Source organism: Elioraea sp. (assembly GCF_022842375.1).
Classification (GTDB): Bacteria; Pseudomonadota; Alphaproteobacteria; order Acetobacterales; family Acetobacteraceae; genus Elioraea_A.
The window spans coordinates 66,782-81,980 of record NZ_JALHPR010000021.1 but is presented as its reverse complement, the minus strand read 5'-3'; the positions used below and the strand labels follow the sequence as shown (position 1 = coordinate 81,980).

Here is a 15,199-nt window from a genome sequence, read left to right as displayed (position 1 = left end):
CTCATGCCACCGGCAGGACAGGGGGCGGCCACAACCGTCGCGGCGCCAACCCGGCCGCAGGCCACGCCCGTCATCGCCATCAGCGCCGCGCCGCCACCACCTGTCGCGCGGCAGGCCGTCACGTCATCGCTCGGCGCGCCATCGGCCTCGCTGCCGCCGCCGGTTCCCCGTGTCGTCGGAGGGAACTGAGAAGATGATCCGCGAAGTCCCGCCACCGCCCGTTGCGATCGGCGCGTCGCCTGAGGCAGCGGCCGGCCAGGCGCTCGCGCCCTGGCGTGCCGCGAAGCCGCCCGCCCCGATCATGGCCGATGGGCGGCGCCGCGCGCAGCTTGACCGCGCCCGCTCGCGCCTGCTGATCGGCGCTGGCCTGTTCGCCGTCCTCTACGTCGCGGTCGCGGCACGGCTCGCGGATGCGACGGTGTTCAGCGCCAGCGCGCCGCGGCAATCGGCCCCGCCAGTCGCTGCGATCGATCCCGATCCGCCGGTCGCGCGTGCCTCGATCACCGACCGCAACGGCGTCATCCTCGCCGTCTCGCTGCCGACGGTGGCCCTCTACGCCAACCCGCGCCAGATCGCCGATCCGGCCGAGGCCGCGCGCGCACTGGCCGGCGTCCTGCCGGGCATCGACATCGCGGCACTGACGCAGCGGCTGACGGGCGAGCGCACCTTCGTCTATATCCGCCGCCATCTGGGGCCGCGCGAGCAGGATGGCGTCAACCGCCTCGGCATACCCGGCCTCTATTTCGAGAAGGCGGAGCGGCGCGTCTATCCGCAAGGCCGATCGGCCGTTCACGTGATCGGCGGTACCGATGTCGATGGCCATGGCATCGCCGGCGTCGAGCGCTTCTTCGACCAGCGGCTGCGCGAGGACCCAGCCGAGGCGCTCAGGCTCTCCATCGACGTGCGCGTGCAGCACGTGCTGCGCGAGGCGCTCGCCGCCTCGATCGCGCGCTTCGACGCGATCGGCGGTGCGGGCGTCGTGATGGACGTGCGCTCGGGCGAAGTCGTCGCGATGGTCAGCCTGCCCGACTACCTGCCCGCGGATGTCGGCACCGCGACGAACGAGGAGCGGTTCAACCGCATCACCGTCGGCGTCTACGAGCCCGGCAGCACGTTCAAGCTGTTCACCACGGGCATGGCGCTCGAACTCGGGACCACCCAGCTTTGGGGCGGCTATGACGCATCGCGCCCGATCACCCATGGCCGGTTCACGATCAGCGACTTCAAGGGCAAGAACCGCTGGCTGACGGTGCCGGAGATCTTCACCTACTCCTCCAACATCGGCACCGCACGCATGGCGCTCGAGGTCGGCGTGCCGCGCCACCGCGCCTTCATCGAGCGCATCGGGCTCACCGCCCGGCCCGGCATCGAGCTCTCCGAGGTCGCCGCGCCGCTCTATCCGCGCGGCAACAACTGGCGCGAGATCAATACGCTGACGATCAGCTACGGCCACGGGATCTCGGTGAGCCCGCTCGCGGTCGCCACCGCAACGGCCGCGATGGTCAATGGCGGGATGCTGCACCGCCCGACGCTGCTCGCCCGCGAGAGCGAGGCGGCAGCCCGTGGCACGCGCGTGATCAGGGCGGAAACGTCCGACACGCTGCGCCGGCTGATGCGCCTTGCGGTCACCGAAGGCACGGGCAAGGGTGCCGACGTTCCAGGATATTTCGTTGGCGGAAAGACCGGCACGGCGCAGAAGGTCGGCCCCCGCGGCGGCTACCTGATGAATGCGCGCATCTCCTCCTTCACCGGCATCTTCCCGAGCCATGATCCGCGCTACGTCGTCTACGTCATGGTCGACGAGCCGAAGGGCCGGCGCGATACGGCCGGCTACGCGACGGGCGGGTGGGTCGCCGCCCCGGCGGCGCAGGCGGCGCTCGCGCAGGTCGGCCCGCTGCTCGGCCTCTCGCCCGCGCAGGAGACCGACCAGCTCCGCGCCTCGCTCGCCATGCCGCTCCAGCCTGCACGGCCCGGCCGCCCGGCCGCTGCCCCCGCGCAGCGCACCGCGGCCGCACCCGCTGCCCCTACCCCGGCAACCCGTGTCACGACTCATTGATCTCATGGCAGCGACGGGCCCCGCCACTCCCCTCCCTGCCGCCGAGGGCGCCGTCGTGATCGCTGGTCTGACGGCCGACAGCCGCGCGGTGATGCCGGGCTATCTCTTCGCCGCGCTGCCGGGTGCGAAGGCCGATGGCCGCGCCTTCATCGGCGATGCGGTGGCGCGTGGTGCCGCGGCCGTCCTCGCACCACCGGGCACCGCCTGGCCGCCCGCCGTTCCGCCGCGCCCGATGATCGAGGACGTCGATCCGCGACGTCGCCTCGCGCTGATGGCCGCCGCCTTCCATGGTGCCCAGCCGCGCAGCATCGCCGCGATCACCGGCACCAACGGCAAGACGAGCACCGCCGATTTCCTGCGCCAGATCTGGGCCGGGCTGCACCAGGGCCGTGCCGCCTCGCTCGGCACGCTCGGGCTCGTCGCCCCCGGCGAGCCTGGCGGACCAGGGCTGACGACGCCAGACCCCGTCGCCCTCGCCGCAACCCTTGCGCGGCTTGCCCGCAGCGGCATCGACCATGCCGCGATCGAGGCCTCCTCGCATGGGCTCGACCAGCGGCGCCTCGATGGCGTCAGGCTCGCGGCCGGGGCCTTCACCACCTTCACGCGTGACCATCTCGACTATCACGGCGGCATGGCGGCCTATCTCGACGCCAAGCTCCGCCTGTTCGACACGCTGCTTCCCCCCGGTGCCGCGGCCGTGGCGCACACCGCCCTGCCGGCAGAGGCGCTCGCACGCCTGCGCGCGATCGCGGCGGAGCGCGGCCTGCGGCTCATGACAGTGGGCGATGCCGGTGCGACGATCGCGATCGAGCGGACCGAAGCGCGCGCCGATGGCCAGGCGATCACGCTCACCCATGCAGGCACGCGGCGCGACGTGCTGCTGCCCCTCGTCGGCTTCCAGGGGGCCAACGCGCTCGTCGCCGCCATGCTCGCGATCGCGACCGGGGCGGAGGCCGACGCCGTGTTCGCGCTGCTGCCCAGCCTCGCCGGCGTGCGCGGGCGGATCGAGCGTGTCGCCGTTCTCGGCAGCGGGGCGGCGATCTATGTCGACTATGCGCACACCCCGGACGCGATCACGACGGTGCTCTCGGCCCTTCGCCCGCACGTTGCCGGCAGGCTCGCGATCGTCGTCGGTGCGGGCGGTGACCGTGACCCAGGCAAGCGACCGCTGATGGGCGAGGCGGCCGCGCGGGGGGCCGACAGCGTCACGATCACCGACGACAATCCCCGCAGCGAGGACCCGGCCACGATCCGCGCCGCGGTGCTCGCCGGCGCGCGCGCCATCATGCCGGAGGCTGTCGAGATCGGCGGCCGTGACGCTGCCATCGCCACGGCGATCGCATCCCTCGGCCCCGGCGATGTTCTCGTCATTGCCGGCAAGGGGCACGAGCAGGGCCAGGAAATCGCCGGGCGGATCATCCCGTTCGATGACGCAACGGTCGCGCGGCAGGCCGCGGGAGCGCGGGAATGACGGCGCTCTGGACATCCGCGGACGTGGCTGCCGCAACGGGCGGACGTGTGACGACGGGCTTCGCGGCGACTGGCGTCTCGATCGATACGCGCAGCCTCGCGGCTGGCGATCTCTTCATCGCGATCAAGGACGCGCGTGACGGGCATGACTTCGTCGCCGATGCCTTCGCGCGCGGTGCGGCGGCAGCGATGGTGTCGGAAACGCCACGCGATGTAGGGCCCGAGGCACCGCTTCTCCACGTCGAGGACACGCTCGCCGGACTGCGTTCCCTCGGCAACGCCGGCCGCCAGCGCAGCAGCGCCTCGGTCGTTGCCGTCACGGGCTCGGTCGGCAAGACCAGCACGAAGGAGGCGCTGGCAGCGGTGCTCGGCGCGCAGGGACCGACGCACGCCGCCGCTGCCTCGTTCAACAACCATCTCGGCGTACCGCTCACCCTCGCGCGCCTGCCACAGGGGGCGCTGTTCGCCGTCGTCGAAATCGGCATGAACCATCCAGGCGAGATCGCCCCGCTCGCACGCCTCGCCGCCCCGCATGTCGCCCTGATCACCACGGTCGAGGCGGTGCACATCGCGCATTTCGAGAGCGAGGAAGCGATCGCCGACGAGAAGGGCGCGATCATGGAGGGCCTGGTGCCGGGTGGTGCCGTTGTGCTGAACCGCGACAACCGCCATTTCGCACGGCTGACCGCCCTGGCCCATGCGCGCGGCGTCGGCCGCATCATCACCTTCGGCACAGACCCGATGGCCGATGTGCGCCTTCTCTCCTGGCAGGCTGAGGGCTGGTCAATGCGGGTTCACATCGGCCTGCTGGGCCGCGAGTACGAGACAGTGCTGGCCTCACCAGGCGTGCATGCTGCGCGCAACGCCTGCGGCGTTCTCGCCACCGTGTTCGCCGCCGGCGCCGACCCGGCAGCGGCACTGCCGGTGCTCGCCGCCATCGCGCCCGCGGGTGGGCGTGGCCGCCGCCGTACGATCCCGCTGCCCGGTGGCGAGGCGACGCTGCTCGATGACAGCTACAATGCCTCTCCCCCTTCCGTCCGCGCTGCCCTCGCGGTGCTTGGCACGGCACCTGCGGCGCGGCGCATCGCCGTGTTGGGCGACATGCTTGAGCTCGGTGAGCGGGCCGAGCAGGATCACCGCGCGCTGGCCGAGCCGATCGCGGCGGCGGGGATCGACAGCGTCTTCTGCTGCGGCGGCCTGATGCGCGGCCTCTACGATGCTCTGCCGGCACGGCTTCGCGGCGGCTACGCAGCCGACAGCACCGCGCTGCTGCCGCTCGTCAGGCCAGCCCTGCTGGCGGGCGATGTCGTGCTGGTGAAGGGCTCGCTCGGCAGCCGCATGGGCCCCCTTGCGGCGGCACTCGCCGGTGATGCGCCAGGTGGAGCAAAAGGCTGATGCTGTTCCACCTCCTCGCCCCGCTGGCTGACGAGTTCATCCTCTTCAACCTGTTCCGCTACCTGACGTTCCGGTCGGGGGCGGCGTGCATGACGGCGCTGTTCATCGCCTTCGCCGCGGGGCCGATGGTGATCCGCCGCCTGCGCGCGATCCAGGCACAGGGCCAGCCGATGCGCGAGCAGTACATGACGGAGGCGCATCTCCTCGGAAAGCGCGGCACGCCGACGATGGGCGGCGTGCTGATCCTGCTGGCCCTTTCCGTGTCGACGCTGCTCTGGGCCGATCTCCGCAACGCCTATGTCTGGGCGGTGCTGCTGGTCACCGCCGGCTACGGCGCGCTCGGCTTCGCCGACGATTTCCTGAAGGTGACGAAGCGCAACACGCGTGGTGTGTCGGGGCGGATGAAACTCGCGGTGCAGGCGGCGATCGGGCTCGCGGCGGCGGTGATCATCATGTGGGCGACGCGCCCGCCGCTGGCGACCGCGCTGGCCTTCCCCGTGTCGAAGGAATTGCTGCTGCCGCTCGGCTTCCTGTTCCCGCTGTTCGGCATGGTCGTGATGATGGGCGCCTCGAACGCCGTGAACCTGACCGATGGGCTCGACGGGCTCGCCATCGTGCCGGTAATGATCGCCGCAGGCTGCTTCGCGCTGATCGCCTACCTCGTCGGCAACGCGGTGTTCGCGAACTACCTGCAGCTTCATTTCGTCCCCGGCGCTGGCGAGCTTGCGGTGCTGTGCGCCGCGCTGATCGGCGCCGGCATGGGGTTCCTCTGGTTCAATGCGCCCCCGGCGATGGTGTTCATGGGCGACACGGGCAGCCTGGCGCTCGGCGGCGCGCTCGGCTCGATCGCGGTCGCGACCAAGCACGAGATCGTTCTCGCCATCGTCGGCGGGCTATTCGTCCTCGAAACGGTGTCGGTGATCGTGCAGGTGGCGAGCTTCAAGCTCACCGGCAAGCGCGTGTTCCGGATGGCGCCGCTGCACCACCATTTCGAGAAGAAGGGCTGGGCCGAAAGCACCATCGTCATCCGCTTCTGGATCATCGCCATGGTGCTGGCGCTGGTCGGCCTCTCCACCCTGAAGCTCCGATGACCCGGACGAGCGAGGGCCGAGAGCCCCCCCTCTTCGCGGGCAGGCGCTTCGCCGTGCTCGGCCTCGGCCGCGCCGGGCTCGCCGCGGCGCGACGCCTCGCGGGCTGGGGTGCCGAGGTCGTCGCCTGGGATGACGGGGCCGAGGCGCGCGAGGCTGCACGCGCCGGTGGCATCACCCTGGCCGAACCCGAACTCCTGCCAGCGGCGGGGTCGGACGGGCTCGTCCTCTCCCCCGGCATCCCGCATCGTCTGCCGCGGCCGCACCCGGTTGCCGCCCGGGCCCTCTCGCTCGGGGTGCCGATCCTGGCCGATGTCGAGCTGCTGTTCCGCGCCGTCCGTGCCGCAGGCTCGCGCGCGCGCTTCGCCGGCATCACCGGCACGAACGGGAAAAGCACCACGACGGCGCTGCTCGCCCACATCCTCCACCGTGCCGGAGTGGCCACCGAGGCAGGCGCGAATCTGGGTCCTCCGGCCCTGTCACTCAATATATTGGGGTCAGAGGGGGTCTATACCCTCGAAATGTCGTCCTACATGTTGGAGCGACTCGCGACGATCCGGTTCGATGCGGCCGCGATGCTCAACCTCAGCCCCGATCACCTGGACCGCCATGGCGACATGGCCGGCTATGCCGCGGCCAAGCGGCATATCTTCGACCGTCAGGACAGCACCTCGACGGCGGTGGTCGGCGTCGACGACGCGGCAAGTGCCGCCATGGCCGAGGGGCTGGCGGCAGGGCCGGGGCGGCTGGTGCGGATTTCCGCCCGTGGGGTGCTCGCCGGCGGGGTCTATGTGGCGCACGGCAGGGTTGTGGATAACACGGGCGCGGCGCCGCGGCGGCTGGCGAGCCTCGTCGGCATTCCGACCCTGCCCGGCACGCACAACGCGCAGAACGCCGCGGCGGCGGCGGCCATGGCGGTTTCGCTCGGCATCGATGCAAACGCGATCGCCGATGGCATCGCCTCCTTCCCTGGCCTGCCGCACCGCCAGCAGCGCGTCGGCGAGGTCGGCGGCGTCGCGTTCATCAATGACAGCAAGGCGACGAATGCCGATGCGGCGGCGCGCGCGCTTGGCTGCTACGACCGGGTGTTCTGGATTGCCGGCGGGCGGCAGAAGGAAGGCGGCATCGCCCCGCTCGCGCCGTGGTTCGGCCGCATCGCGCATGCGTACCTGATCGGCGAGGCGGCGTCTGAGTTTGCCGCGACGCTCGCGGGCGCCGGCGTGCCCCACACAATCGCCGGGACACTCGAGAGCGCGGTTTCCCTGGCGCATGACGCGGCCCGCCGCGAGCCTCCCGCAGTCGTGCTGCTGTCTCCCGCCTGCGCGAGCTTCGACCAGTTCCCGCATTTCGAGGCGCGCGGCGAGGCCTTCGCCCACGTCGTGGCCGCCCTTGGCGGCGAGGTGGCGCGATGATCGCCGCCAACCGCGCGGACGGCTCGGTGGTCGGCCGCTGGTGGTGGACGATCGACCGCCTCACGCTCACCGCGCTCGCGATGCTGATCGCCGTCGGCATGCTGATGACGGTCGCGGCAAGCCCCGCGGTGGCCGAGCGCATCGGCCTCGATGCCTATGCCTTCGTGCGGAAGCAGCTTGTCTACCTCCCCGCCGCGGCCGCGGTGATGCTGGGGGTGAGCCTGCTCGGGCCCCGCGGGGTGCGGCGGCTTGCGCTCCTCGGCTTCGCGGTGGCCTTCGCGTTCACGGCAGCGACGCTCATCATCGGTGCGGAGATCAAGGGCGCGCGGCGGTGGATCTCGCTGCCCGGCATGTCGCTGCAGCCGTCGGAGTTCCTGAAGCCCTGCTTCGCCGTTCTCGCCGCCTGGCTGTTCGCCGAAGGCCAGCGCGCGAACACGCCGGTGGGAGCGGCCGGTGCGTGCCTGATGCTGGCGCTCGTCCTCGCCGTACTCAAGATGCAGCCGGATATCGGCATGGCGGCGGTGGTGCTCGGGGTGTTCCTCGCGCAGTGGTTCGTGGCGGGGCTTCGCCTCTTCTGGGTGGGCGTGCTGGGCGGGCTCGTCGCTGGCATCGCTGTCGCTGCCTACAGCTTCTTCCCGCATGTGCAGAGCCGCGTGCACCGCTTCCTCGACCCGGCGGCCGGCGACAACTACCAGGTCTCGACCGCGCTCGACGCCTTTGCCAATGGCGGGCTCGTCGGCCGTGGCCCTGGCGAGGGGCGGGTGAAGAACATCCTGCCCGATGCGCATGCCGATTTCGTCTTTGCCGTGGCCGGCGAGGAGTTCGGCATGCTCGTCTGCCTCGCCATCATCGGCCTGTTCGCGTTTGTGGTGATCCGCGGCTTCGCGCGCCTGCTTGCCGAGACCGACACGTTCGTGATCATCGCAGCGACCGGGCTGCTGACGCAGTTCGGCCTGCAGGCCTTCATCAACATGGCCTCGTCGCTGCACCTGATCCCGACGAAGGGGATGACGCTGCCCTTCGTCAGCTATGGCGGATCATCGGTGTTCGCGGTGGCCCTCGGCATGGGGATGCTGCTGGCCCTGACGCGGCGCCGCCACCACGGAGAGGCAGGATGAGGGGGGCGATGCTGCGACCTGTCGCGATCGCCGCCGGCGGCACGGGCGGCCATCTGTTCCCGGCCGAGGCGCTTGCGGCGGCGCTTGCCGCGCGTGGCCAGCGGCCGGTGCTGTTCACCGATGCTCGGACGGCGGAGCGGCTCGGCCCCGGCTTCGCGCATGTCGAGACGCATGTGATCCCGGCCGAAGGACTTGCCGGACGTGGCATCGCGCGCGCCCCGCGTGCGGCGCTCACACTCGCGCGCGGCACGCTTGCCGCACGCAGGGTGCTGGGCCGCATCGGCGCTGCCGCCATCGTAGGCTTCGGCGGCTATCCATCGGTGCCGCCAATCGTTGCCGCACGCACGCTCGGCGCGAGGCGCCCGCGCATCGTGCTGCATGAGCAGAACGCCGTGCTCGGCCGCGCCAACCGTGCGCTCTGCCCGATCGCCGACCTGCTCGCCCTCTCCTTCGCGGCGACGACGCGCGTTGCCGGCGGCGCGGCGACGCGCGTGACGGGCAACCCGGTTCGTCCCGGCATCGCCGCGCGCGCCGGCCTCGGCTACGCCCCGCCGGCGGAGAATGGCGCGTTCAGGCTCCTCGTTCTTGGCGGCAGCCTTGGTGCGCGCGTGTTCGCCGATGTGGTGCCGGCCGCGCTCGCACTGCTGCCCGATGCGTTGCGCGCCCGCATCCATCTCGTGATGCAGGCCCGCGGCGAGGATGTGGAGCGTTGCTCCGTCGCGCTCGACGCAGCCGGCATAGCGGCCACGGTCGCACCCTTCTTCGCCGACGTGGCAGAGCATCTGACTGCGGCGCATCTCGTGATCGCGCGCGCCGGTGCCTCGACCGTGGCGGAACTCGCCGCTGTGGGCCGCCCCTCGATCCTCGTGCCGCTGCCTGGCGCGATCGACGATCACCAGGCCGCCAATGCACGCGCGCTGGCCGATGCGGGCGGTGCGGTCTCGCTCGCCCAGCACACGCTGACAGCCGATGCGCTCGCAGCCGAGATCATGCTGCGCGCCGATGAACCGCGCCTGCTCGCCACCATGGCAGGGGCAGCTGCTGCACTTGCCGTCACCAATGCGGCCGACCTTCTTGCCGATGCGGTGCTTGCCCTCGCCCGGACGGAGGTTTCCGCATGAGGGCGCTTCCCCTCACCATCGGCACGATCCACTTCGTCGGCATCGGCGGCATCGGCATGTCCGGCATCGCCGAGGTGCTGCACAACCTTGGCTACAAGGTGCAGGGCAGCGACATCGCCGAAGGCTCGCAGGTCAAGCGCCTGCGCGAGGCCGGCATCCCGGTGAAGGTCGGGCACGCTGCGGAGAACCTCGGCGACGCGCAGGTCGTCGTCGTCTCGACCGCCGTCAAGCGTGACAACCCCGAGGTTGCGGCAGCGCGCGCACAGCTGATCCCCGTGGTGCGGCGGGCCGAGATGCTGGCGGAGCTGATGCGGCTGCGCTGGTCGATCGCGATCGGCGGCACACATGGCAAGACCACGACGACGAGCCTGGTCGCCGCCGTTCTCGAGGCCTCGCACCTCGACCCGACCGTGATCAACGGCGGCATCATCAACGCCTACGGCGCCAACACGCGGCTTGGCGCCGGCGACTGGATGGTGGTCGAGGCGGATGAGAGCGACGGCTCGTTCCTCCGCCTGCCCGCCGTCATCGCCATCGTGACGAACATGGACCCCGAGCATCTCGACCATTGGGGAACGGCCGAGGCGATGAAGGAGGGCTACGCCCAGTTCGTCGGCAACATCCCGTTCTACGGCTTCGCGGTGCTGTGCCTCGACCATCCGGAAGTGCAGGCGATGATCCCGCGCCTCTCCGATCGCCGCATCATCACCTACGGGTTCAGCCCGCAGGCCGATGTGCGCGCGGAACGGCTGGTGATGGACCGTCTCGGCGCGACCTTCGAGGTGGTGGTGGGTGACCGTCACACCGGGCGGTCGCGACGCCTGGCACCATTCCGCCTGCCGATGCTCGGCGCGCACAACGTGGCCAACGCGCTCGCCGCGATCGCAGTCGGCGTCGAGATGGAAATCCCAGAGGACACGATCCGCACCGCGCTGCTCGGCTTCAAGGGCGTGAAGCGTCGCTTCACCCGCACGGGCGAGGCAGGCGGCATCACCGTGATCGACGATTACGGCCATCACCCTGTCGAGATCGCCGCGGTGCTGAAGGCCGCCCGCCAGGCCGGCGCGCGCGACGTGATCGCCGTGGTGCAGCCGCACCGCTACTCGCGGCTTGCATCGCTGTTCGAGGAGTTCTGCTCCTGCATGAACGATGCCGGCACGGTGATCGTGACCGATGTGTATGCCGCCGGCGAGCAGAAGATCGAGGGCATCGACCGTGATGCGCTGGTCGAGGGGCTGCGGGCGCGCGGGCATCGCTCCGTCGTGCCGCTGCCGGGGCCGGAGCACCTGCCCGAGATGATCCACGCGATCGCGAGGCCGGGCGATTATGTCGTATGCCTCGGCGCCGGAACGATCACGACCTGGGCGCACGCGCTGCCGGGCGAGCTTACCGCGCTGCAGGCCGCGATCCCGCGCCGCGCCAACGGGGGCACGCCATGATGCCGGCCGCCCGCGCAACGCCGCCCATGATCAACCGCCTTCCCCCCGTCCGCGGCAGGCTCACGCCCGGCGCTGCCCTCGGGCCACTCACATGGTTCCGCACCGGCGGCGCGGCGGAGGTGCTGTTCCGCCCGGCCGATGTCGAGGACCTCGCGGGGTTCCTCGGCGATCTCGACCCTGCCGTCGCGGTGACGGTGATCGGCGCGGGCTCGAACATGATCGTGCGCGATGGCGGCATCGAGGGCATCGTCATCCGCCTGCCGCCGGCCTTCGCGCGCATCACGGTCGAGGCTGACGGCATCGTCGCGGGCGGTGCCGCGCTCGACCTCACCGTCGCCGAGACGGCAGCGGATGCGGGGCGTGACGGGCTGGCGTTCCTCTCCGGCATTCCCGGCACGATCGGCGGTGCGGTGGCGATGAACGCCGGCGCCTATGGCGGAGAGACGGGCGCGGTGACCGACTGGGTCGAGCTCGTCACGCGCGAAGGCTGGTGCGGCCGGCGCGACGACATCGCCTTCGCCTATCGCCGCAGCGACATGCCCGAGGGCGCGATCGTCACCGCGGCGCGGCTGCTCGCCCCGGCTGGCGATCCTGCCGCGATTGCCGAACGGATGGCAGCGATCCGCACCGCGCGCGAGGCGACGCAGCCTGTCCGCGCGCGCACCGGCGGCAGCACCTTCAAGAACCCCGACCAGGGCCCGAAGGCGTGGGAGCTGATCGACCGCGCCGGATGCCGTGGCCTCACGCGCGGTGCGGCGCAGGTCTCGGAGAAGCACTGCAACTTCCTGCTCAACCTTGGCGGTGCCACAGCCGCCGACATCGAGGGACTTGGCGAGGAGGTGCGCCGTCGCGTGCTCGCCGAGACCGGCGTGATGCTGGAATGGGAAATCCGACGCATCGGCCGCCCCCTGCCCGGCGTTTCGGAGGCGGGACGATGACGCGCGTGGCGGTCCTCTACGGCGGCATCAGCGCCGAGCGTGACGTGAGCCTCTCCTCAGGCGGGCAGGTGATCACGGCACTCAAGGATGCCGGATTCGACGTCGCACCGGTGCAGGTGACGCGCGACCTCAAGGCGCTCGTCACCGCGCTGACCGAACCGCGGCCGGATGTGGTGTTCAACGCGCTGCACGGCCGCTACGGCGAGGATGGCTGCATCCAGGGCATCCTCGAATGGCTGGAGCTGCCCTACACGCATTCGGGCGTTCGCGCCTCGGCGCTGGCGATGGACAAGGCAGCGGCGAAGGCGGCCTTCGTCGCGGCCGGCCTGCCTGTGGCGAAGGGGCGCGTGATCGGCCTCGATGCGCTCGCCGCCGATGATCCGCTCCCGCTGCCCTATGTCATCAAGCCGGTGAACGAGGGCTCCTCCGTCGGCGTGCACATCCTGCGCGGTGGCGACAACCGACGGTCGGAGATCGCGCGCGGCTGGCGCTTTGGATCGTCGGCGATCGTCGAGGAGTTTGTTCCGGGACGCGAACTGACCGTCGGCGTGATGGGCGACCGTCCGCTCGCGGTCACCGACATCACCGCGCTCCAGGGCGGCGGCTTCTACGACTACGAGGCGAAGTATGCCGATGGCGGCTCGCGCCACGTCATTCCGGCGGCGGTCCATCCCGACATCTATGACCGCGCGCTCCATGTCGCGCGTGCGGCGCATGACGCACTTGGCTGCCGCGGGGCGACGCGGGCGGATTTCCGCTACGACGACACGGCGGGCGAGCCGGGGCGCCTCGTGCTGCTCGAGGTCAACACGCAGCCGGGGCTGACGCCGACCTCGCTCCTGCCCGAGCAGGCCGCGCATCACGGCATCGGCTTTCCCGCACTGTGCCGCTGGATGGTGGAGCAGGCCTCATGCGGCGACTGAGCGTACCCTCCAAGGCGAAGGCGAAACGGCCGGGGCGGCTTCGCCTCTGGCTGCGCCGGTCGCGGCGCCATGCCCGCGTTGCCGCCATCGGCGCCGCGGCGCTGCTGGTGCTCGGCGGCGGCGTTGTGCTGTGGCGCGCGGCGGAACCCGGCCGCGCCATCGCCGCCTGGCATGAGAACCTGCTCGACCTCACCGCTGTCTGGGGGCTCGCGGTCGAGGACATTACGGTCGAGGGGCGTCGCCACGCCGCCGGCCCCGCGCTGCTCGATGCGACCGGCCTGTCGCGCGGCGCGCCGATCCTTGGCGTCGATCTCGACGAGGTGCGCACGCGGCTCGAGGCAATGCCGTGGATCGAGCGGGCGACGGTGCAGCGCCGCCTGCCGCACCACATCCACGTCACCGTTGCGGAGCGTGAGCCCTACGCTCTCTGGCAGCGCCAGGGCCGCTTCGCGCTGATCGATCGCTCTGGCCGCGTCATCGTCGAGAATGACGTCGCCCCCTTCGCCGGTCTGCCGCTGGTGGTTGGCGCCGGCGCGGCCCCCGTCGCCGCATCGCTGCTCGACGAGCTCGCGCGGTTCCCCGAGGTGATGCTGCGTGTCACCGCCGCAGTGCGGGTGGCGGAGCGGCGCTGGAATCTCCGGCTGGCCAGCGGGGCCGACGTGCTGCTGCCCGAGGGTGCCGAGACGGCCGCGATCGAGCGGCTGGCGGCTCTTCACCGCGAGGCCGGCCTGCTCGACCGCGGCCTGGTCGCGATCGACATGCGCCTGCCTGACCGGCTGGTGCTGCGCCCGGTCGCAGCCCCCGAGCCACCGCCCACCCCGGGCAACCGCACAGCAACACGGCGGCCCACATGAGGAGCATGACGCGATGAACGAGATGTCGCGCCGCGGCCTCGCCGATGCCGGATCCGGCACGGGGGCGGATGGCGCCAGGCTTCCCGTTGCCCCCGCATCGCGCGGGCGGTTCCGCCGCGGCTCGGGCACGCTGGCCGCGCTCGACATCGGCTCGACCAAGGTCACGTGCCTGATCGGGCGGGTGGAGAGCGACGGGCATCTCCGCGTGCTGTCCGTCGGGCATCACCGCGCGCGCGGCATCCGGGCCGGCAGCGTCGTCGACCTCGATCTTGCGGAGGCCTCGATCCGTGCGGCCGTGGCGCAGGCCGAGGAGCTGGCCGACACGCAGGTGCGCGAGATCGTCACCAACCTCTCCTGCGGCCAGCCCGAGAGCCGGCACTTCACGGTGCAGCTGCATCTCGGCGGGCACGCGGCCGATGACACCTCGCTCCGCCGCATCGTCGCCGAGGGCCGCGCCCGCGCCTACGCCGAGGGGCGCGAGGTGATCCATGCCATCCCGCTTTCCTACGGCGTCGACGGCACGGGCGGGGTGAAGGACCCGCGCGGCATGGTGTGCGAAACGCTCGCCGCGCGGCTGCACGTCGTCGATGCTGCCGTCGGCACGCTGCGCAACCTCGCCTCCTGCCTCGCGCGCTGCGACCTCGACATCGAGGCGATGGTCGCCGCCCCCTTCGCCGCCGGCCTCGCCGCGCTGGTGGAGGATGAGCGTGAGCTCGGCGTCACCGTCGTCGACATGGGCGGGGGAACCACGAGCCTCGCCGTGTTCGCCGACGGCCAGTTGCAGCACACCGACGTGATCCCCGTCGGCGGCCAGCACGTGACGAACGACATCGCCCGCGGGCTGTCGACGACCATCGCGCACGCGGAACGGATGAAGACGCTGCACGGCTCGACCCATGCAGCCCCCGAGGATGACCGCGAGCTGCTGCCCGTTCCCCTCGTCGGCGAGGATGACCACGCGATCGCAAAGGTGCCGCGCTCGATGCTGGTGGGCATCATCCGCCCGCGCCTCGAGGAGACGTTCGAGCTGGTGCGCGCCAGGCTCGACGACGCCGGCCTTGGCCGCGCCGCCGGCCGCCGCGTCGTGCTGACGGGTGGTGCGAGCCAGCTGATCGGCGTGCGCGAGCTTGCTGCGCAGATCCTCGACAAGCAGGTGCGGCACGGCCGCCCGCCCTCCCCGCGCGGCCTGCCCGACAGTGCCGCCGGCCCCGCCTTCGCCGTTCCCGTCGGCCTGCTCGTCTGGGCAGCGACGGAAGGGCAGATCGCCCGCGACCTTGCCCCGAATGGCCACGCCGCCCCGCCAGGCGTCGTGCGCCGCATCGCCACCTGGCTGCGCGAAAGGCTCTGAAACCCATGCGCACGCCGTCCTCAACGCACACCGCTCG

At 71.6% G+C, this 15,199-nt stretch carries 12 protein-coding genes; all 12 read left to right on the top strand.

Annotated features, from left to right (window positions below):
• Nucleotides 1-193 precede the first annotated feature (193 nt).
• The 12 genes from Q0C38_RS16720 to ftsA are packed head-to-tail and all read left to right on the top strand — an operon-like array spanning nt 194 to nt 15,162.
• The gene (locus tag Q0C38_RS16720; RefSeq protein ID WP_291298252.1) at nt 194-2,056 is read left to right on the top strand and encodes a penicillin-binding protein 2; all 1,863 of its coding nucleotides are present in this window, start codon (nt 194-196) and stop codon (nt 2,054-2,056) included.
• Between the two features lie 4 nt (nt 2,057-2,060).
• On the top strand, nt 2,061-3,527 hold the full coding sequence (locus tag Q0C38_RS16715) for a UDP-N-acetylmuramoyl-L-alanyl-D-glutamate--2,6-diaminopimelate ligase (RefSeq protein WP_291298251.1): 1,467 nt from the start codon (nt 2,061-2,063) through the stop codon (nt 3,525-3,527).
• Nucleotides 3,524-4,921, top strand: a complete 1,398-nt coding sequence (locus Q0C38_RS16710; protein ID WP_291298250.1) for a UDP-N-acetylmuramoylalanyl-D-glutamyl-2,6-diaminopimelate--D-alanyl-D-alanine ligase — start codon at nt 3,524-3,526, stop codon at nt 4,919-4,921. The genes Q0C38_RS16715 and Q0C38_RS16710 overlap by 4 nt, the downstream gene beginning before the upstream one ends.
• Nucleotides 4,921-6,012 carry a phospho-N-acetylmuramoyl-pentapeptide-transferase gene (gene mraY / locus Q0C38_RS16705; RefSeq protein WP_291298249.1) on the top strand — a complete coding sequence of 364 codons (1,092 nt, stop codon included), beginning with the start codon at nt 4,921-4,923 and terminating at the stop codon, nt 6,010-6,012. The genes Q0C38_RS16710 and mraY overlap by 1 nt, the downstream gene beginning before the upstream one ends.
• Nucleotides 6,009-7,421 carry a UDP-N-acetylmuramoyl-L-alanine--D-glutamate ligase gene (gene murD, locus Q0C38_RS16700; RefSeq protein ID WP_291298248.1) on the top strand — a complete coding sequence of 471 codons (1,413 nt, stop codon included), beginning with the start codon at nt 6,009-6,011 and terminating at the stop codon, nt 7,419-7,421. Before mraY ends, murD begins: the two co-directional genes overlap by 4 nt.
• On the top strand, nt 7,418-8,539 hold the full coding sequence (locus Q0C38_RS16695; RefSeq protein WP_291298247.1) for an FtsW/RodA/SpoVE family cell cycle protein: 1,122 nt from the start codon (nt 7,418-7,420) through the stop codon (nt 8,537-8,539). The genes murD and Q0C38_RS16695 overlap by 4 nt, the downstream gene beginning before the upstream one ends.
• A gap of 8 nt (nt 8,540-8,547) precedes the next feature.
• Nucleotides 8,548-9,660, top strand: coding sequence for an undecaprenyldiphospho-muramoylpentapeptide beta-N-acetylglucosaminyltransferase (gene murG / locus Q0C38_RS16690; protein WP_291298246.1), 1,113 nt, complete (start codon nt 8,548-8,550; stop codon nt 9,658-9,660).
• Nucleotides 9,657-11,099, top strand: a complete 1,443-nt coding sequence (gene murC / locus Q0C38_RS16685; protein WP_291298245.1) for a UDP-N-acetylmuramate--L-alanine ligase — start codon at nt 9,657-9,659, stop codon at nt 11,097-11,099. The genes murG and murC overlap by 4 nt, the downstream gene beginning before the upstream one ends.
• Complete coding sequence (murB, locus tag Q0C38_RS16680) at nt 11,099-12,037, top strand: UDP-N-acetylmuramate dehydrogenase (protein WP_408870039.1); 939 nt, start codon at nt 11,099-11,101, stop codon at nt 12,035-12,037. Before murC ends, murB begins: the two co-directional genes overlap by 1 nt.
• The gene (locus tag Q0C38_RS16675; protein WP_291298243.1) at nt 12,034-12,960 is read left to right on the top strand and encodes a D-alanine--D-alanine ligase; all 927 of its coding nucleotides are present in this window, start codon (nt 12,034-12,036) and stop codon (nt 12,958-12,960) included. Before murB ends, Q0C38_RS16675 begins: the two co-directional genes overlap by 4 nt.
• The gene (locus Q0C38_RS16670) at nt 12,948-13,814 is read left to right on the top strand and encodes a cell division protein FtsQ/DivIB (protein ID WP_291298242.1); all 867 of its coding nucleotides are present in this window, start codon (nt 12,948-12,950) and stop codon (nt 13,812-13,814) included. The genes Q0C38_RS16675 and Q0C38_RS16670 overlap by 13 nt, the downstream gene beginning before the upstream one ends.
• Before the next feature lie 13 nt (nt 13,815-13,827).
• Entirely contained in the window at nt 13,828-15,162 is a 1,335-nt protein-coding gene (ftsA, locus tag Q0C38_RS16665) for a cell division protein FtsA (RefSeq protein WP_291298241.1), read from the top strand.
• Nucleotides 15,163-15,199: the final 37 nt, after the last annotated feature.